Origin of the sequence: Burkholderia glumae LMG 2196 = ATCC 33617, assembly GCF_000960995.1 — a bacterium.
GTDB classification, from domain to species: Bacteria; Pseudomonadota; Gammaproteobacteria; order Burkholderiales; family Burkholderiaceae; genus Burkholderia; species Burkholderia glumae.
Window position 1 is genome coordinate 678269 of record NZ_CP009435.1, and the last position, 16136, is coordinate 694404.

Annotated in this window: 19 protein-coding genes; 3 read left to right on the forward strand and 16 right to left on the reverse strand. The window is 68.6% G+C overall.

Translation table 11 applies throughout. The features are described 5' to 3' along the window. Window positions 1-100 precede the first annotated feature (100 nt). From KS03_RS15585 to KS03_RS15610, 6 genes are all read right to left on the reverse strand, one after another. On the reverse strand, window positions 101-916 hold the full coding sequence (locus tag KS03_RS15585; protein WP_015877074.1) for a MetQ/NlpA family ABC transporter substrate-binding protein: 816 nt from the start codon (window positions 914-916) through the stop codon (window positions 101-103). A gap of 259 nt (window positions 917-1175) precedes the next feature. Next, window positions 1176-1787 (reverse strand): SCO family protein, encoded by a 612-nt coding sequence (locus KS03_RS15590; RefSeq protein ID WP_015877075.1) that lies wholly within the window; start codon window positions 1785-1787, stop codon window positions 1176-1178. Window positions 1788-1797: 10 nt separating this feature from the next. Continuing rightward, a complete protein-coding gene (gene cyoE / locus KS03_RS15595) occupies window positions 1798-2700 on the reverse strand; it encodes a heme o synthase (protein ID WP_015877076.1) in 903 nt (300 codons plus the stop codon). 14 nt (window positions 2701-2714) lie between these two features. Further along, window positions 2715-3824, reverse strand: a complete 1110-nt coding sequence (locus KS03_RS15600) for a COX15/CtaA family protein (RefSeq protein ID WP_015877077.1) — start codon at window positions 3822-3824, stop codon at window positions 2715-2717. Between the two features lie 31 nt (window positions 3825-3855). Then, window positions 3856-4578 carry an SCO family protein gene (locus tag KS03_RS15605; protein ID WP_017432875.1) on the reverse strand — a complete coding sequence of 241 codons (723 nt, stop codon included), beginning with the start codon at window positions 4576-4578 and terminating at the stop codon, window positions 3856-3858. A 49-nt stretch (window positions 4579-4627) separates the two neighbouring features. Next, window positions 4628-5341, reverse strand: coding sequence for an SURF1 family protein (locus KS03_RS15610; protein ID WP_015877079.1), 714 nt, complete (start codon window positions 5339-5341; stop codon window positions 4628-4630). Between the two features lie 87 nt (window positions 5342-5428). Here KS03_RS15610 and KS03_RS15615 point away from each other — a divergent pair, with 87 nt between their 5' ends. Next, complete coding sequence (locus KS03_RS15615; protein ID WP_013699452.1) at window positions 5429-5638, forward strand: twin transmembrane helix small protein; 210 nt, start codon at window positions 5429-5431, stop codon at window positions 5636-5638. 51 nt (window positions 5639-5689) lie between these two features. On the opposite strand, the gene KS03_RS15620 is transcribed toward KS03_RS15615, so the two are convergent. The 8 genes from KS03_RS15620 to KS03_RS15655 form a co-directional block, all read right to left on the reverse strand. Next, entirely contained in the window at window positions 5690-6550 is an 861-nt protein-coding gene (locus tag KS03_RS15620) for a cytochrome c oxidase subunit 3 (RefSeq protein ID WP_015877080.1), read from the reverse strand. A 131-nt stretch (window positions 6551-6681) separates the two neighbouring features. Then, the gene (locus KS03_RS15625) at window positions 6682-6870 is read right to left on the reverse strand and encodes a DUF2970 domain-containing protein (RefSeq protein WP_015877081.1); all 189 of its coding nucleotides are present in this window, start codon (window positions 6868-6870) and stop codon (window positions 6682-6684) included. 36 nt (window positions 6871-6906) lie between these two features. Continuing rightward, window positions 6907-7488, reverse strand: a complete 582-nt coding sequence (locus KS03_RS15630) for a cytochrome c oxidase assembly protein (protein WP_015877082.1) — start codon at window positions 7486-7488, stop codon at window positions 6907-6909. A 37-nt stretch (window positions 7489-7525) separates the two neighbouring features. Further along, complete coding sequence (locus KS03_RS15635; protein ID WP_015877083.1) at window positions 7526-7666, reverse strand: cytochrome oxidase small assembly protein; 141 nt, start codon at window positions 7664-7666, stop codon at window positions 7526-7528. A gap of 56 nt (window positions 7667-7722) precedes the next feature. Further along, window positions 7723-9330, reverse strand: coding sequence for a cytochrome c oxidase subunit I (gene ctaD / locus KS03_RS15640; protein ID WP_015877084.1), 1608 nt, complete (start codon window positions 9328-9330; stop codon window positions 7723-7725). A 54-nt stretch (window positions 9331-9384) separates the two neighbouring features. Further along, window positions 9385-11052: a cytochrome c oxidase subunit II gene (gene coxB / locus KS03_RS15645; RefSeq protein ID WP_015877085.1), complete on the reverse strand. Its 1668-nt coding sequence runs from the start codon at window positions 11050-11052 to the stop codon at window positions 9385-9387. A gap of 43 nt (window positions 11053-11095) precedes the next feature. Beyond that, window positions 11096-11560, reverse strand: coding sequence for a DUF2244 domain-containing protein (locus tag KS03_RS15650; RefSeq protein ID WP_017433494.1), 465 nt, complete (start codon window positions 11558-11560; stop codon window positions 11096-11098). Between the two features lie 247 nt (window positions 11561-11807). Further along, on the reverse strand, window positions 11808-12770 hold the full coding sequence (locus KS03_RS15655; RefSeq protein ID WP_035981001.1) for a methyltransferase domain-containing protein: 963 nt from the start codon (window positions 12768-12770) through the stop codon (window positions 11808-11810). Between the two features lie 81 nt (window positions 12771-12851). Between KS03_RS15655 and KS03_RS15660 the strand changes: the two genes are divergently transcribed. Next, window positions 12852-13676 (forward strand): ComF family protein, encoded by an 825-nt coding sequence (locus tag KS03_RS15660; protein ID WP_015877088.1) that lies wholly within the window; start codon window positions 12852-12854, stop codon window positions 13674-13676. A gap of 157 nt (window positions 13677-13833) precedes the next feature. Then, entirely contained in the window at window positions 13834-14304 is a 471-nt protein-coding gene (gene trmL, locus KS03_RS15665) for a tRNA (uridine(34)/cytosine(34)/5-carboxymethylaminomethyluridine(34)-2'-O)-methyltransferase TrmL (RefSeq protein ID WP_015877089.1), read from the forward strand. Between the two features lie 61 nt (window positions 14305-14365). Here trmL and KS03_RS15670 read toward each other — a convergent pair whose 3' ends face one another. Both KS03_RS15670 and KS03_RS15675 read right to left on the reverse strand, forming a co-directional pair. Further along, window positions 14366-14887 (reverse strand): O-acetyl-ADP-ribose deacetylase, encoded by a 522-nt coding sequence (locus tag KS03_RS15670; RefSeq protein ID WP_015877090.1) that lies wholly within the window; start codon window positions 14885-14887, stop codon window positions 14366-14368. A gap of 242 nt (window positions 14888-15129) precedes the next feature. Further along, window positions 15130-16128 (reverse strand): NAD(P)H-dependent glycerol-3-phosphate dehydrogenase, encoded by a 999-nt coding sequence (locus KS03_RS15675; protein WP_015877091.1) that lies wholly within the window; start codon window positions 16126-16128, stop codon window positions 15130-15132. Window positions 16129-16136 lie beyond the last annotated feature (8 nt).

Genomic DNA, 16136 nt, shown 5'->3' on the forward strand with positions numbered 1-16136 from the left:
GCTGCGACAAATTCAAAGATGACTTTTTGCCGGGGCCCGAAACGACGAAAGGCCCCGCGGGGCCTTTCGATCGACGACCGGTGAAACGCGGCGGGCGCGCTCAGAACGACGGCACCATCGAACCCTTGAACTGCTTGTTGATGAACGCCTTCACTTCCGGCGACTGATAGGCCGCGACGAGCTTCTTCACCCACGGCTGGTTGCGGTCCTGCGCGCGCACCGCGATCAGGTTCGCGTAGGGGCTCGTCAGCGATTCGAGCGCGATCGCGTCCTTGGTCGGCTGCAGGTTCGCGGCCAGCGCGTAATTGGTGTTGATCACCGCCGCGTCCACGTCGCCGAGCACGCGCGGCAGCTGCGCCGCGTCCAGCTCGGAGATCTTCAACTTCTTCGGGTTGTCGGCGATGTCGAGCACCGTCGCGTTGTTGCCGCCCGTGCCCGCGCCGCCCTTCAGCTTGATCACGCCCTGCGCCTGCAGCAGCAGCAGCGCGCGGTTCTCGTTCGACGGATCGTTCGGCACCGCGAGCTTGGCGCCCACCGGCAGGTCCTTCAGCGACTTGAACTTCTTCGAATACACGCCGATCGGCGAGATGTAGGTCAGGCCCGCGCTGACGATCTTGTAGCCGCGCTGCTTCACCTGGCTGTCGAGGTAGGGCTGGTGCTGGAAGCTGTTGGCGTCGAGGTCGCCCGAATCGAGCGCCGCGTTCGGCTGCACATAGTCGTTGAACTCGATCACCTTCACGTTCAGGCCTTGCTTCTCCTTGGCGACCTTCTGCACCACCTGCCACACCTGCGCATCCGGGCCGGCGACCGTGCCGACCTTGATCACCTTGTCCTGCGCGTGGGCGCCGAACGACATGCCGAGGGCCGCCCCGGCGGCGACGGCGGACACTGCTTTCAGGAGATTGCGACGCTTCATCTGTTGTTCTCGCTTGCGTTGTTGCGGTACCGGCTTGATAAAAGGACGGCGCGGCTCGTGGCCGCCCCGCCCGTCAAAGAGTGCGCATGGTGTCACAGGATCGGCGCCGCGTGAAATACATCCCACTCATATGGGTATGCCGGGCGCTGGCAATGCCGGCGGCCGGCGCGGCCGCGAACGGACAGGACCCCGCTGGTCCGTGGCGGGCGGGCCGTTCGCTTCGCCCGGCGGCGACTCGCGGACGCCGAAGCCGGCCCGCTCAGCCCAGCAACAGCCTCAGGTCGTGCACCCAGGGCGCCGGCCCCTGCCCGTCGCGCACGAACAGGCGCAGCTTGCCGGCCGGGTCGAACACGTAGCTCGCCGCCGTGTGGTCCATCGTGTAGCCGTCGGGCGTCTTGCCGGGCGATTTCGCGTAATAGATCCGGAAGTCCTTCGCCACCTGCTTGAGCTGCGCCTCGCCGGCCGGGCGCAGCGCGACGAACGACGGATCGAACGCGGCCACGTACTGCGCGATAAGCGGCGCCGTATCGCGCTCGGGATCGACGGTGACGAGCAGCACCTGCACGCGCTTGCCCTCGGCGCCGAGCTGCTGCCTCGCCTGCGCGAGTTCGGCCAACGTGGTCGGGCAGACGTCGGGGCAATGCGTATAGCCGAACACCAGCACCACGGCGCGGCCCTTGTAGTCGGCGAGCGTGCGCGTGCGGCCGGTGGTGTCGGGCAGCGCGAAGTCCTGGCCGAACTGCGTGTTGCCGGTGATGTCGAGATTCTCGAAGGCCGGCTGGCGGCTGCAGCCGCCGAGCAGCAGCGCGCCGGCCGCGGCGCAGGCGGCCAGCCAGCGCCGCCGCGTGGACGGGATGGGGCGCGGCATCATCGCGGCGCGCTCAGAAGCCGAGCAGCGGGCGCAGGTAATGATCGACGAGCAGCGCCATGAACAGCAGCGAGAGATAGACGATCGAGTAGCGGAACGCGCGGCGCGCGAGCGCATCGGAATAGTCGACGTAGACCTTCCACGCGTAGGCGATGAACACCGCACCGAGCAGCACCGCGCTCGCCAGATAGACCACGCCGCTCATGCCCGAGATGAACGGCATCATCGTCACGACGAACAGGATGAGCGTGTAGAGCAGGATGTGCAGCCGCGTGAACTTCTCGCCGTGCGTGACGGGCAGCATCGGCAGGCCCGAGTTCTCGTAGTCCTTGATCCGGTAGAGCGCGAGCACCCAGAAGTGCGGCGGGGTCCAGACGAAGATGATCAGCACCAGGATCCACGCGTCGCCGGGCACGGTGCCCGTCACGGCGGCCCAGCCGAGCGCCGGCGGCATCGCGCCGGACGCGCCGCCGATCACGATGTTCTGCGGCGTGGCGGGTTTGAGCAGCAGCGTGTAGACGACCGCGTAGCCGACGAAGGTGGCGATCGTCAGCCACATCGTCAGCGGATTCGTGAAGGTGTAGAGCGTCCACGCGCCGACGCCGCCGAGCACCGTCGAGAAGGCCAGGATCTGCGGCGTGGTGATCTCGCCGCGCGCGGAAGGCCGCCATGCGGTGCGGCGCATCTTCGCGTCGATCTTCTGCTCGACGAGACAGTTGATCGCGAACGCGGCGCCGGCCAGCAGCCAGATGCCGATCGTGCCGCCGATCAGCGGGCGCAGCGGCACCATGCCGGGCGTGGCGAGGAACATCCCGATCACGGCGCAGAACACCGCGAGTTGCGTGACGCGCGGCTTGGTCAGCGCGAAATATTGCGACAGGCGGCTGCCGGAGGACTGGGAAAGCGAGGATTCCATGGGCGTGGGGAGCGTCAGGCGGGCGCGATGTCGCGCGCGCGAAGCGCGACGCGGCCGGGACGGCTTGAAAGGATTCGAAAGTTTAACATGACGAGCAACAGCAGCAGGATCGCCGCCCCGCCGTTGTGCGCGACGGCGACCGGCAGCGGCCACTGCAGCACGATGTTCGAGAGCCCCGTCAGGAACTGGATCGCGACCACCAGCAGCACGCCGTTGGCGGGCCGCCGCAGCGATTCGAAGCGGCGCATGCGCCAGGCGAACGCGACCAGGTAGGCGACCACCACCACGGCGAACGTGCGGTGGGTCCAGTGGATCGCCACCAGCGCGTCCTGGGTGATCACCTCGCCGTCGCCGGACATGCCGAGCGCGCGCCACAGGTGGAAGCCGTGCGCGAAATCCATCGGCGGCAGCCACTGGCCGTTGCAGGTCGGGAAATCGGTGCAGGCGAGCACGGCGTAGTTGGTGCTGACCCAGCCGCCCAGCGCGATCTGCACCACCAGCAGCACCAGCGCCGTGAGCGCGGCCGCGCGGTGGCGCCCCGCCTCGGGCTCCCGGGCCGGCAGCGGCGTCATGCGCGCGGCCAGCCAGCCGAGCGCACCGAGCAGCGTGAGGCCGAGCAGCAGGTGGGTGGTGACGATCACCGGCTGCAGCTTCATGGTGACCGTCCAGGCGCCGAACACGCCCTGCACGACGATCAGCAGCAGCAGGCCGGTGGGCCACCACGGCGACACCGACAGCGGCCGGCGGCGCGCCTTCGCGACCCAGGCGATGGTCATCTGCGCGATGATCAGCACGCCGATCGCCATCGCGAAATAGCGGTGGATCATCTCGATCCAGGCCTTGGTCATGCTGACCGGGCCGGTGGGCATCGCCAGGTGCGCGGCCGAGATCGCCGCGTGCGCGACGAACGGCGACGAGGTGCCGTAGCAGCCGGGCCAGTCCGGGCAGCCGAGCCCGGAGTCGGTGAGCCGCGTGAAGCCGCCGAACATCACGAGATCGAGCGTGAAGAACGTCGTCATCCAGACGAGCTTGCGGAATTTGTCGTCGTCGGTCTTCACCCACACGTAGGAGAGGGGCAACAGCGCGATGGTGAGGCCGATCAGGCCCAGTTGCAGTAAGTACATCCGGGAGTTCTCGATTGCGGGTACCGGCCGTTCAGCCGATGCTCGACCACTTGAGCAGCTTGGTCACGTCGTGCTTGATCCGGCTGGGGTCGGGGTCCTTCGGGAAGCGCATCATCAGGTTGCCGTTGGGGTCCACCAGATAGATGTGATCCGTCGCCTGCGTGCCGGCCTCGGCCGGCAGCCACGCGTCGAGCGCGGCCGGATCGGCGACCAGGCGCCGGGTGTCCGGATAGGCGGCCAGCAGTCTCGCATCGATGGCCGCCGCGTCGCGGCGCAGCCAGACCATCGTGATGCGCTGCCGCTCGCCGCCCTGCGTCGCGCGGACCTGCCGCATGAAGTACAGCTTCCGGGCGCACGCATCATCGCACAAACTGCCGTTTTCCATCATGAGCAGCCAGACCCCGCGCAGCGAGGCGAGCGCCACGGTTCGGCCGTTTTCGTCGGTCGCCGTGAGCGTGGCGGGGATCGGCCGCTGCGGCTCGATCAGCGTGCCGTAGTTGGTCGAAGCGCCGCGGGGCTTGATCACGTAGTAGGTGAAGTAGGAGGCGATGAGCGGCGCCGCGCAGATCAGGCACAGCGCGAGCACCACCCAGCGCCCGCGGCGCCACGAGCCGCGCTGCGACGATGTGTCGCGCTCAGAATGGGGGTCGCGACCCGTTCCACCCTGGCCGGACGGGCGGTCAGGCGAGTGGTCGGGACTAGGCCGGGCCGGCGTCGGACGGGAAGGCTGGGTCGACACGAAATTCCTCTTCATCGTCTGGATAGGGAGCGGGGCGCGGCGCCGAACGCCGCCGGTGGCGCGCTCAGGTCGCGCCCGAAGGCTTGCGCGCCGCGCGCCGCGCCGCGTAGAGCCCGAAACCGGCCGCCGCCGCGGCGATCGCCCACCACTGCACCATGTAGCCGTAGTTGCGCCCCACATCCTGCGTCGGCTGCGGCCAATCGCGCACCAGGCCGTCGCCGCTGTCGCTGGTCTGCTGGATCACGTAGGACTGCAGCGGCAGCCCGGTTTCCCGCGCATAGGCGGCGAGCTCGAGATTCTGGCGAATCGGCTGGTGCCCGGCCGAACCACCCCGCCCCAGTTCGAACGCGCGCGACGCGTCGGCGCGCGCGATGCCTTCGATCGTCACGGTGCCGGACGGCGTCGCGAACGGCGCCATCGCGGTGCGGTCGGCGCTGTTGCGCGGCAGCCAGCCGCGGTTGACGAGCACGTAGCCGCCGTCCGCGAGCCGCATCGGCATCACCACGTAGAAGCCGGGCTGATCGCGGTAGGCGCGATTATCGAGATAAACCGCGGCAGCGGGAAGGAAGCGACCCGTCGCACGCACGCGGTGGAACTCGACCGCGCCGAGCGCCGTCGGCGCCGAGCTCGCCTCGAACGGGGCCGCATGCTCGTAGCGCTGCACCTGCGCCTCGAGCGCCTCTTTCCGATGCGCGCGATCGCGCTGCCAGAAGCCGAGCCGCAGCGTCACGGCGATCACCGCGAGGATCAGCAGCGTGGGCAGCCAGCGCAGCTTCACCGCAGACGCTCCGACGTGTCACATCGACGCGATCGAAGTGGGATAATCGCCACGTCTGCGACGAATCGCCATATCACGGTAAGTGCCATGCACATCCTCGTTCCCATCGCGTTTGCGCTGATCCTCGCGAGCCTCGCTTCGGCCCTCTATTTCATGATGCACGACCGGGGCCAGACCAAACGCATGGTCTGGTCGCTCGCGACGCGCGTCGGCCTGTCGATCTCGCTGTTCCTGTTCATCCTGTTCGCGAACTGGATGGGCTGGATCCACTCGACCGGCATCCCGCTCGGCCGCTGAGGCCGGCGAGGCCGCGCCCCGCACGCGCACCGCGTGCCATGCGCGCGCCTGCTACGACAGCCAGTACACCACCACGTACAGGCCCAGCCACACCACGTCCACGAAGTGCCAGTACCAGGCCGCGCCCTCGAACGCGAAATGGTGATCGGGCTTGAAGTGCCCGCGCAGCATCCGCACCAGCACCACGGTCAGCATCGTGCCGCCGAGGAACACGTGGAAGCCGTGGAAACCTGTCAGCAGGAAGAAGGTCGAGCCGTACACGCCCGAGGCGAGCGTCAGGTTCAGTTCGTTGTACGCATGGAAATACTCGAAGCCCTGCAGGAACAGGAAGCTCACGCCGAGCACGATGGTGGCCGCCAGCCAGACGATCGCCTTGCGCCGGTGGTTCTCGCGCAGCGCATGGTGCGAGACCGTCAGCGTCGCGCCCGAGCTCAGCAGCAGCGCGGTGTTGATGGTCGGCACCGGCCACGGGCCCATGGTGCGGAAGTGGCCCGCCAGCGCGGCCGGCCCCTCATTCGGCCAGACGGCGCTGAAGTCCGGCCAGATCAGCCGGTAGTCGAGGCTGCCGAGCTGGTGCAGCGCGATCTCGCGCGCGTAGAACAGCGCGCCGAAGAACGCGCCGAAGAACATCACCTCGGAGAAGATGAACCAGCTCATGCTCCAGCGGTACGACTTGTCGACGCGCTGGCCGTACATGCCGCCCTCCGATTCGGAGATCGCGTCGCCGAACCAGTGATAGAGCACGAACAGCAGCCACAGCAGGCCGAGCGTGACGGTGATCGGCGCCCAGGCATGGCCGTTGATCCACAGCGCCGCCGAGCCGAGCATGACGAGCAGGCCGAGCGCCGCATTGATCGGGTGCCGCGACGGATGCGGGATGAAATAGTAAGGGCTTTCGTGTTGGCCGCTCATGCTTGATTCTCCACTTCGTCCAGTTGATTCCGGAGCGCTCCGGAAAGCTTCCGCGAGCGCGCCGCCTCGCGCCTAAACCGCGGCCGCGCCCCTCGCGCGCCGCCCCCTGCCGGCTTCGCCCGCGCCTCGCGCTAGCCGACCACCGCATGCACGACGAGCAGCAGCACGCCGATGAACGCCACCGCCGCGAGCAGTGCCACGATCAGCACATGCAGCGGATTCAGCGACTGCGCGTCGGCCTCCAGATCGCTGCGCCTGCGCACGCCGAAGAACGACCAGAACACGGCCTTGAGCGTCTTGCCGAACGAGCCTTGCGTCATCGTCGCCTCCCCGGCGCTGCCTTGGTTGCCGCCCGCTCACGCGCCGCGCTTCGAGCCCGGGCCCGCCGCCGCTGCCGGCGGGCTCAGCTCGAAGAACGTATAGGACAGCGTGATCGTCTTCACGTCCTTCGGCAGCGCCCGGTCCACCACGAACACCACCGGCATGCGGCGCGATTCGTTCGGCTTCAGCGTCTGCTGCGTGAAACAGAAACACTCGATCTTCTTGAAATACTCGGTGGCCTGCTTCGGCGCGTAGCTCGGGATCGCCTGCGCGACCACCTGACGGTCCTGCGCGTTGGTCACCTCGTAGACCACCGTCATCACCTCGCCCGGATGCACGTCGAGGCTGCGCTGCTCGGGCCGGAAGCCGAGCGGGCCGCGCGCGTTCGCGTCGAGCTCCACCGAGATCGTGCGGCTCGCGTCCACCTGGGTGTTGCGCGCCTCGCGCGCGCTGACGTCGCGCTGCACGAGATTGTTGAGGCCCGTCACCTGGCAGATCGCGCGGTAGATCGGCACCAGCGCGAACCCGAAGCCAAACATCAGCGCCGCGACCACCGCGAGCTTCAGCAGCATCGTGCGATTGAAGCTGGAATCAGCGTCGACGACCGGTTCCGACATGATGAGGAATCCTCTCCGTTAGGCGTTCATGCCGGCGTCATGAAGTGGAAGCGATCCATTGATTGACGACGGCGGCAATGAAAAAGGCGGCGACCACGGCCAGCAGCACGAGGCCCAGCCGCCGGTTGCCCGCGCGGATCTGCGCGGGCGTGCGTGCTTGTGAACGGTGGCGGCTCATCGGCTCGGACGGGTTGGTGCGCCGCCGCCCGGGCCGGGCGGCCAGCGCGCAGTGAGTCAGTCGACGGTCGGCGGATGCTCGAAGGTATGGAACGGCGCCGGGCTCGGCACCGTCCACTCGAGGCCGATCGCGCCGTCCCATGGCTTGTCGGGTGCCTTCTCGAGCCCGCCGCCGCCGCGATAGGCCGGCAGCGCCACCGCGAACAGGAAGTAGACCTGCGCGAGGCCGAAGCCGAACGCGCCGATCGTCGCGACCTGGTTGAAGTCGGTGAACTGCGCCGGATAGTCGGCATAGCGGCGCGGCATGCCGGCCAGACCGACGAAGTGCATCGGGAAGAACGTGATGTTGAAGAAGATCATCGACGCCCAGAAATGGATCTTGCCGCGCATCTCGTTGTACATCCAGCCGGTCCATTTCGGCGACCAGTAGTACCAGCCCGAGAACAGCCCGAACAGCGAGCCCGCCACCAGCACGTAGTGGAAGTGCGCCACCACGAAGTAGGTGCCGTGGTACTGGATGTCGAGCGGCGCCATCGCCAGCATCAGCCCGGTCAGCCCGCCGAACGTGAACACGAACAGGAAGCCGATCGCGAACAGCATCGGCGTCTCGAAGCTGAGCGAGCCGCGCCACATGGTGGCGACCCAGTTGAACACCTTCACGCCGGTCGGCACCGCGATCAGCATGGTCGCGTACATGAAGAACAGCTGACCCGTGACGGGCATGCCGGTGGCGAACATGTGGTGCGCCCAGACCATGAACGAGAGGATCGCGATCGACGCGGTGGCGTACACCATCGAGCTGTAGCCGAACAGCGGCTTGCGCGAGAACGCCGGTATCACCTGCGAGACGATCCCGAACGCGGGCAGGATCATGATGTAGACCTCGGGATGGCCGAAGAACCAGAAGATGTGCTGATACATCACCGGGTCGCCGCCGCCCGCCGCGTTGAAGAACGAGGTGCCGAAATGGCGGTCGAACAGCACCATCGTGATGGCGCCGGCCAGCACCGGCATCACCGCGATCAGCAGGTAGGCGGTGATCAGCCAGGTCCACGCGAACATCGGCATCTTCATGAGCGTCATGCCCGGCGCGCGCATGTTCAGGATCGTCACGACGATATTGATGCCGCCCATGATCGACGAGGCGCCCATCAGGTGGACCGCGAAGATCGCAAAGTCCATGCCCGGCCCCATCTGCGTGGAAAGCGGCGCGTACAGCGTCCAGCCCGCCGCGGTCGCGCCGCCCGGCGCGAAGAACGAGCCCACCAGCAGCACCGCCGCCACCGGCAGCAGCCAGAAGCTGAAGTTGTTCATGCGCGCGAACGCCATGTCCGAGGCCCCGATCTGCAGCGGCACCATCCAGTTCGCGAAGCCGACGAAGGCCGGCATGATCGCGCCGAACACCATGATCAGGCCGTGCATCGTGGTGAGCTGGTTGAAGAACTCGGGACGCATGATCTGCAGGCCCGGCTCGAACAGCTCGGCGCGAATGCCGAGCGCCATCACGCCGCCCGACAGGAACATCACGAACGAGAACAGCAGGTACAGCGTGCCGATGTCCTTGTGATTGGTCGCGAACAGCCAGCGGCGCCAGCCGTGCGGTAGCTCGTGCGCATGATCGTCGTGCGCGTGTCCCGCGGTTACGTCGTGTCCTATGCTAGACATGGATGTCTCCTAATCCTCGTTCCGATGACGTCGACCTAGACGACGAACGACACGTCAGGCAGCCGGGCCGATTTCGACACGGCGCGCCTGCCCGGCATCCGCTCCGCCCGTGATCGTCTGCGGCTTCTTCAACACGATCCGGTCCTCGGCGATGCCGGCCGCCTTCAGCGCGTCGCGCACCGCCTGCGCGCGACGCTTCGCGAGTTCGGCGTTGGCATCGGCCGAGCCCGTCGTATCCGTGAAACCCGACAGCGCGAGCTTCGCGTCCGGATGCGCGCTCGCATATCGCGCGGCGGCATCGAGCGCGGCCTTCGCGTCGGCCGGCAATTCGCTCTTGCCGGTATCGAAATAGACGGCGGCCGGCAGCGCGGCGGCCTCGGCAGCCGGCGCCGACGCAGCCGACGTGCCCGACGCGTCGCCACCCGATGCGGCCGCTGCCGCCGAGGCCTCGGCGGCCGGCGCGGACGCCGAGGCCTCCGCCGCCGGCGCGGACGCACCCGATGCGGCCGCCGGGGCCGCCGCCTGCGTCGCGCCGCCTTCGGGCAGCTTGCCGTTGCGCGCGTCGGCCACCTGCTTCGGCTGCAGCGCGTCGCCCATGTGGTTGCCCCACGCATTGCGCTCGTAGGTGACGACCGAGGCCAGATCGACATCCGACAGCGAGGCCCAGCTCGGCATCGCGCCCTTGCCGCTCAGCACCAGGCTCACATGCTGGGCGATCGGGCCGTTGGCGATCTTGCTGCCGTCGAGCGCCGGGAACGCGCCCAGCCCCTTGCCGTTCGGCTGGTGGCAGACCGCGCAGTTGGCCTTGTAGACGTCCTCGCCGTGCGCGATCAGCTCGGCGCGGGTCCATACCTTGTTCGGATCGAGCGTGGCGGCGGCGGCCTTGGCCTTCTGGTCCTTCACCCATTTGTCGTAGTCGTCGGCCGACAGGACCTGCACCACCACCGGCATGTAGGCATGCTCCTTGCCGCACAGCTCGGTGCAGAAACCGCGGTAGGTGCCCACCTTGTCGGCCTTGAACCAGGTGTCGCGCACGAAGCCCGGGATCGCATCCTGTTTCACGCCGAAGGCCGGCACGTACCACGAATGAACCACGTCGTTGGCGGTGGTGATGATGCGGATCTTTTTATCGACGGGCACCACCAGCGGGTGGTCGACTTCCTGCAGATAGGTTTCGCTGATCGGCTGCTGGCCGTTCACTTCGCTGCGCGGCGTGGTGAGCGTGGAGACGAAGCTGATGCCCTCGCCCGGCCCCTTCACGTAGTCGTAGCCCCACTTCCATTGATAGCCGGTGACCTTGATCGTGACGTCCGCGTTGGTGGTGTCCTTCATCGCGACCACCGCCTTGGTGGCCGGCAGCGCCATCAGCACCACGATCACGAACGGCACAATCGTCCAGATAATTTCGACGGTGGTGCTTTCATGAAAATTCGCGGCCTTGTGGCCGCGTGATTTGCGATGGGCGAACACCGAATAGAACATCACCCCGAACACGCCGACGAAGATCACCGTGCAGAGGATCAGCATCATGGTGTGCAGGTCGTACAGTTCCTGCGCGATCTTGGTGACGGGCGGCTGGAGATTGATTTCGTTGACGCGGGGGCCGCCCGGGCTGTCGCCGACGGCCAATGCGGCACCGGACGCGATGAGTCCGCTGACGGCCAGCAAACCAGTGAGGGCGCGCTTGATTGTTTTCATGGCTTCCTTACCCAAAATTGTCATTCCTACCCTCCCCGCCGCCGGCCCCACGCCGCGGCCGCCTCGATCAGCCGCAGCGCATCAGCCACGCACGCAATTCATGAGCGAACTGGGCGCGCCGATACTGCGCGAGATGCTGCCCGACCACGACGCTCTGCCCCCGGCACACGACCCGCACCGGATCGCGCGGCGACGCGCCGGGCTCGACCCGCACCCAGCGCGGATTGAACTCGAAGCACGTCAGCCGTTCCGCACTCATCTGCTCGATCAGGAGCCGATGAGGAAACAGCCTGATACGTTCGTAATCGACTGCATGGCGTGCGTACAGCGTGAATGCCACGCCGACTGCCAGTAGCTCGACCCCGGTGAACGGCAGCACGAGCCAGGCACCGCGCCACGACAGCAGCGCGGCGATCGCAAGCGAGAAAGCGGCCAGCGATGCGTAACACGCAACGAACTGGCGCGGCCACACCGAACAGTTGCGTTTGATGAGCCAGTCCATCAGGACTGTTTCGGTGTCCGTGAAACCCATCGTTCCATCCATCGCTGCCTCTCGCGATCGGCATCGAAGCTGGCCCGAACCGGGCCTGCCGACCTGTATTGTGGGATGCATGCAGGGCGGCAAACTGACGCATTATAGGCGCGAACATACGCATCTACAAGCAAGCGCCCATTGCCCGCAAACCCAGGCGGGGCAAGCGTTTCAGCCATTCTAGAAGATTTTTCGGAGATAATTTCGACTGCTAATTTCAAGCATAACGAAACCCCTCTTTACCGACTCAGAGACGCTTGGGACGACCTCGGCCGATGTCCTCGATGCGCACGATGCCGTGGCCGTCGGCGGTGGTGCGCGGCACCGCCTTCCACGCGTGTCCGTAGATCACTTCGAACGTCAGCGCGATCGTGCCGTCGTCGCCACGGCGCGCCTCGAGCGCCTCGCCCAGCGCGCGCCGCGTGCGGGCCGACAGGCGCTCGCCGCCGTCGCGCGCGAACGGATAGGCGCCCCAGCGACGCACGTCCGCGAGCAGCGATTCCGGCGACCGATAGGTGACGGTCAGCCGTTCCTGGTCCATCACCGGAATCTCGAAGCCGCTCTCGACCAGCATGTCGCCGAGATCGTGCATGTCCACGAAGTCGATCACGTGTGGGCGCGGCGCGCAATCGGTAACGGCCTCAGCATCGGCATAGGCGCCACGCAATTCGCGCAGCGTGTCGGGGCCGAACGTGCTGAACATCAGCAGCCCGTTCACGCGCAGCACGCGCTGCCATTCGGGAAACACGCGGTCCGGGCGCGAATGCCAGTGCAGGGCAAGATTGGACCAGACGAAGTCGAACGCCTCGCCCGCGAACGGCAGCGCCGAGAAGTCGGCCTGCGCCAGACGCGGGCCGCGCTGGCCCAGCGCCTTCGACAGCGCCGAGGGCAGGAAGCGGCGCCAGCTCGTGTCGGTCGCGTCGCGCGACGCGGCGCGCGCGAGCATCGCCGCCGACAGGTCGATGCCGTACACCGGCGCCTCGGGGAAGCGCGTGCGCAGCGCGGGCAGATCGTCGCCGATGCCGCAGCCGGCGTCGAGCACGCCCGCCGGATTCACCTTGATGTAGTCGAGACGCTCGCTCATGCGCTGTGCGATTTCGCGAGGCAGGAATGCGACCGCGTCGAACGCGGCGGCACGGCGATCGAAGATCCGCCGCAGATGCCGGGGATCGCTGGCCGGACGGCCAGAAGATGAGGGAACGGGAGACATGTCGGGCAAACTGGCGAAGTGCCCGAAGTATACTCGCTCGCCTCGCGGGCTTCAGCGCGGGCGGCACTCGCGGAGAAACTGATGTCGATCGCCTGTGTATTGCGTCGCAACAGCCGGATCGCATGCTGCACAGCGGGATGGCGGGAGCTGTTCGCACGCGTTGCCGCGCTGGCGCTGCCCGGGCTTTGCGTGCTGTGCGGCAACGCTTGCAACCGCTCGTGCAACAACATGTGCGGCAATTCGCCACGCAACATAGTGTGCCGCGCATGCGACGAGGCGTACTGGAATGAAGCGCGGCTGCGCTGCGCGCAATGCGCGCTGCCGCTGTCCGCGTGGCGCGCGCGGCACGCGCATTCGACCGGCTATCGCTGCGGCGCGTGCCGCCGCGCGCCGCCGCCGTTCGACGCGACGTTCGCGCTGGCCGATTACCGGCCGCCGCTCGCAAGCCTGGTGCTGGACCTGAAGTTCGGTGCGCGGCTCGCGCTGGGCAGGCTGTTCGCCGAGCGGCTCGCGCGCGCGGTTCGGGAGCGGCCGGCGGCCGACGCCGAGCGGCCCGACCTGATCGCGCCGGTGCCGCTCGCGCGGCGCCGGCTGGTCGAGCGCGGCTACAACCAGGCCTGGGCGATCGCGCGGCCGCTCGCGCGCGCGCTCGAGGTGCGCGCCGAGCCGGCGCTGCTGGTGCGCACGGTCCATACCGCGCCGCAGACGCGGCTCGACGCGGCGGCGCGGCGCGAGAACGTGGCGCACGCGTTCGCCGTGACGGGCGACGTCTGCGGGCTGCACGTCGGACTCGTCGACGACGTGATGACCTCCGGCGCGACGCTCGCGGCGCTCGCCGTGCTGCTCAAGCGCGCGGGCGCGCGGCGCGTGACCAACTACGTCGCGCTGCGCACCTCGCGCGATTGACACGCCCGGCCGGAAACTGCGATCGCGCTCGCAAGGCCGGGACCAAGGCAACATCGGGACAGCATCAAGGCAGCATCGAAGACGGCGGGAGCCCGGCCGCGGCAACGCCCGGCAGGCTCCGCGCCATGTTTCACGCATCCACGAACCGGAAACGAACATGTTCAACGTCGTACTCGTCGAACCCGAAATCCCGCCGAACACCGGCAACGTGATCCGCCTCTGCGCCAATACCGGCGCGCGGCTGCACCTGGTCGAGCCGCTCGGCTTCCCGCTCGAGGACGCGAAGCTGCGCCGCGCCGGGCTCGACTATCACGAATACGCGCGGATGCACGTGCATCGCGACTGGGAGGCGTTGCTCGCCGCCGAGCAGCCGGACCCGGCGCGCATGTTCGCGTTCACGACGCGCGGCTCGGGGCGCTTTCACGACCGCGTGTTCAGGCCGGGGGACTGGTTCGTGTTCGGGGCCGAGACGCGCGGCCTCGGCGAGGCGATGCTTGCGCGCTTTCCGGACGAGCAGCGCGTGCGGCTGCCGATGCGGCCCGACAATCGCAGCCTGAACTTGTCGAACACGGTGGCCGTGGTCGTGTTCGAGGCCTGGCGCCAGGCCGGCTTCGAAGGAGGCGAATGAGGCGATGCGGGGCCCGGCGGCCGCACCGCGGGCGGCCCCGGCGCCATCTTCGCCCCGCCTCTCAAAGCCGCGCCAGTTCGCGCCGGTAGTGTTCGAACAGGTCTTCGGCGAAGCAGGCGAACACGATGCGCGTGAAGCCGGCACCGGGCAGCATCGACGCCACGGTGCTGACGGCGATCGTGGCGGCCGCCTCGGGCGGGAAGCGGTAGACCCCGCAACTGATCGCAGGGAACGCCACCGAGACGCAGCCGGCCGCCGCCGCCACCTCCAGCGAGCGCCGGTAGCACGAGGCGAGCTGCTCGGCCTCGCCCGACATGCCGCCGTGCCAGACCGGCCCGACCGTGTGGATCACGTGCCGCGCCGGCAGCTGGTAGCCGCGCGTGAGCTTCGCGTCGCCGGTTGCGCAGCCGCCGAGCGTGCGGCACTCGGCCAGCAGGTCCGGCCCCGCCGCGCGATGGATCGCGCCGTCCACGCCGCCGCCGCCGAGCAGCGACTCGTTCGCGGCGTTGACGATCGCGTCGAGCGCGAGCGTCGTGATGTCGACGATGCGTGCCTCGACGCGGGTCGAACCGATCATGATCATGCTGGCCTCCTCCACCGGCAGTCGCGATAGCGCCAAGCGTAGACGCGATGCGGGCGCGGCGCCAGCCCGCCGTTGCGGCCGGCGCGGCGCGTCAGGCAACGCGGCGAGGCAGAAGCGGCTTGCCGGCAAATCGAGCGACGAAGCCGGCCCTTGGCGGCACGGCCAGGCAATGCGCCGGGGGCCCGCGCGGCCGGCAGGCAGGTGGCCCGCTCCCGCGGCCGGAATGGGCCGTCAGCGAGCGCTCACTCCGCCTTCGCGTCGCGGCGCAGCAGTCCGTTGACGGCCTCGCGCGGCGCGACGCCGTCGAACAGCACGCCGCAAACGGCCTCGGTGATCGGCATGTCGATGTCGTGCGCGCGGGCGATCGCCAGCACCGCGCGGGCGCAGCGCACGCCCTCGGCCACATGTCCGAGCGCGCCGAGGATCTCGTCGAGCGAGCGGCCCTCGGCCAGTTGCAGTCCCACCTTGCGGTTGCGCGAGAGGTCGCCGGTGGCGGTCAGGATCAGGTCGCCGAGGCCGGTGAGCCCGGTGAAGGTCTCCGCCCGCCCGCCCAGTGCCACGCCGAGCCGCGACATCTCGGCCAGCCCGCGCGTGATCAGCGCCGCGCGCGAATTGAGGCCGAGGCCCAGCCCGTCGCCGATGCCGGTCGCGATCGCGAGCACGTTCTTGACCGCGCCGCCCACCTCGACGCCGACCACGTCGTCGCCGGTATAGATCCGCATCGCGCCGTGGTGGAAGGCCGCCAGCGTGAGGGCGCGGCAGGCCGCCGACGCGCTCGCGACGGTCAGCGCCACCGGCAGCCCCTGCGCCACCTCGCGCGCGAAGCTGGGCCCGGACAGCACGCCGTGGCTGGCGTGGCCGGGCAGCGCCTCGGCGATCACCTGGTGCGGCAATTGCTCGGTATCGGCCTCGAAGCCCTTGCAGATCCACAGCAGATGCGCGGGCACGCAGCCGGCCTCGTGCATCGCCGCGCAGAGCGCGCGCAGCCCCGCCACCGGCGCGCCGATCACGCACAGCGCGTGGTCGGCCGCCGCGTGCGCGAGCGCCGCCGGCAGCGCAGGCTCGCAGCGCAGCGCGGCCGGCAGCGGCACGCCGGGCAGGTAGCGGGTGTTTTCGTGACAGGCCTCGAGGCCCTGGAGGAGCGCGCGATCGCGCGCCCAGAGTACCGTATCGTGCCGCGCGGCCAGATGCGCGGCGAGCGCGGTGCCCCATGCACCGGCGCCGAGAACAGCGACTTTCATACCCAGCA

Coding starts and splice junctions, on each gene's coding strand:
- KS03_RS15585 (WP_015877074.1), bottom strand. CDS start 916: ATGAAGCGTCGCAATCTCCTGAAAGCAGTGTCCGCCGTCGCCGCCGGG.
- KS03_RS15590 (WP_015877075.1), bottom strand. CDS start 1,787: ATGATGCCGCGCCCCATCCCGTCCACGCGGCGGCGCTGGCTGGCCGCC.
- cyoE (WP_015877076.1), bottom strand. CDS start 2,700: ATGGAATCCTCGCTTTCCCAGTCCTCCGGCAGCCGCCTGTCGCAATAT.
- KS03_RS15600 (WP_015877077.1), bottom strand. CDS start 3,824: ATGTACTTACTGCAACTGGGCCTGATCGGCCTCACCATCGCGCTGTTG.
- KS03_RS15605 (WP_017432875.1), bottom strand. CDS start 4,578: ATGAAGAGGAATTTCGTGTCGACCCAGCCTTCCCGTCCGACGCCGGCC.
- KS03_RS15615 (WP_013699452.1), top strand. CDS start 5,429: ATGCACATCCTCGTTCCCATCGCGTTTGCGCTGATCCTCGCGAGCCTC.
- KS03_RS15620 (WP_015877080.1), bottom strand. CDS start 6,550: ATGAGCGGCCAACACGAAAGCCCTTACTATTTCATCCCGCATCCGTCG.
- KS03_RS15625 (WP_015877081.1), bottom strand. CDS start 6,870: ATGACGCAAGGCTCGTTCGGCAAGACGCTCAAGGCCGTGTTCTGGTCG.
- KS03_RS15630 (WP_015877082.1), bottom strand. CDS start 7,488: ATGTCGGAACCGGTCGTCGACGCTGATTCCAGCTTCAATCGCACGATG.
- KS03_RS15635 (WP_015877083.1), bottom strand. CDS start 7,666: ATGAGCCGCCACCGTTCACAAGCACGCACGCCCGCGCAGATCCGCGCG.
- ctaD (WP_015877084.1), bottom strand. CDS start 9,330: ATGTCTAGCATAGGACACGACGTAACCGCGGGACACGCGCACGACGAT.
- coxB (WP_015877085.1), bottom strand. CDS start 11,052: ATGACAATTTTGGGTAAGGAAGCCATGAAAACAATCAAGCGCGCCCTC.
- KS03_RS15650 (WP_017433494.1), bottom strand. CDS start 11,560: ATGGGTTTCACGGACACCGAAACAGTCCTGATGGACTGGCTCATCAAA.
- KS03_RS15655 (WP_035981001.1), bottom strand. CDS start 12,770: ATGTCTCCCGTTCCCTCATCTTCTGGCCGTCCGGCCAGCGATCCCCGG.
- KS03_RS15660 (WP_015877088.1), top strand. CDS start 12,852: ATGTCGATCGCCTGTGTATTGCGTCGCAACAGCCGGATCGCATGCTGC.
- trmL (WP_015877089.1), top strand. CDS start 13,834: ATGTTCAACGTCGTACTCGTCGAACCCGAAATCCCGCCGAACACCGGC.
- KS03_RS15670 (WP_015877090.1), bottom strand. CDS start 14,887: ATGATCATGATCGGTTCGACCCGCGTCGAGGCACGCATCGTCGACATC.
- KS03_RS15675 (WP_015877091.1), bottom strand. CDS start 16,128: ATGAAAGTCGCTGTTCTCGGCGCCGGTGCATGGGGCACCGCGCTCGCC.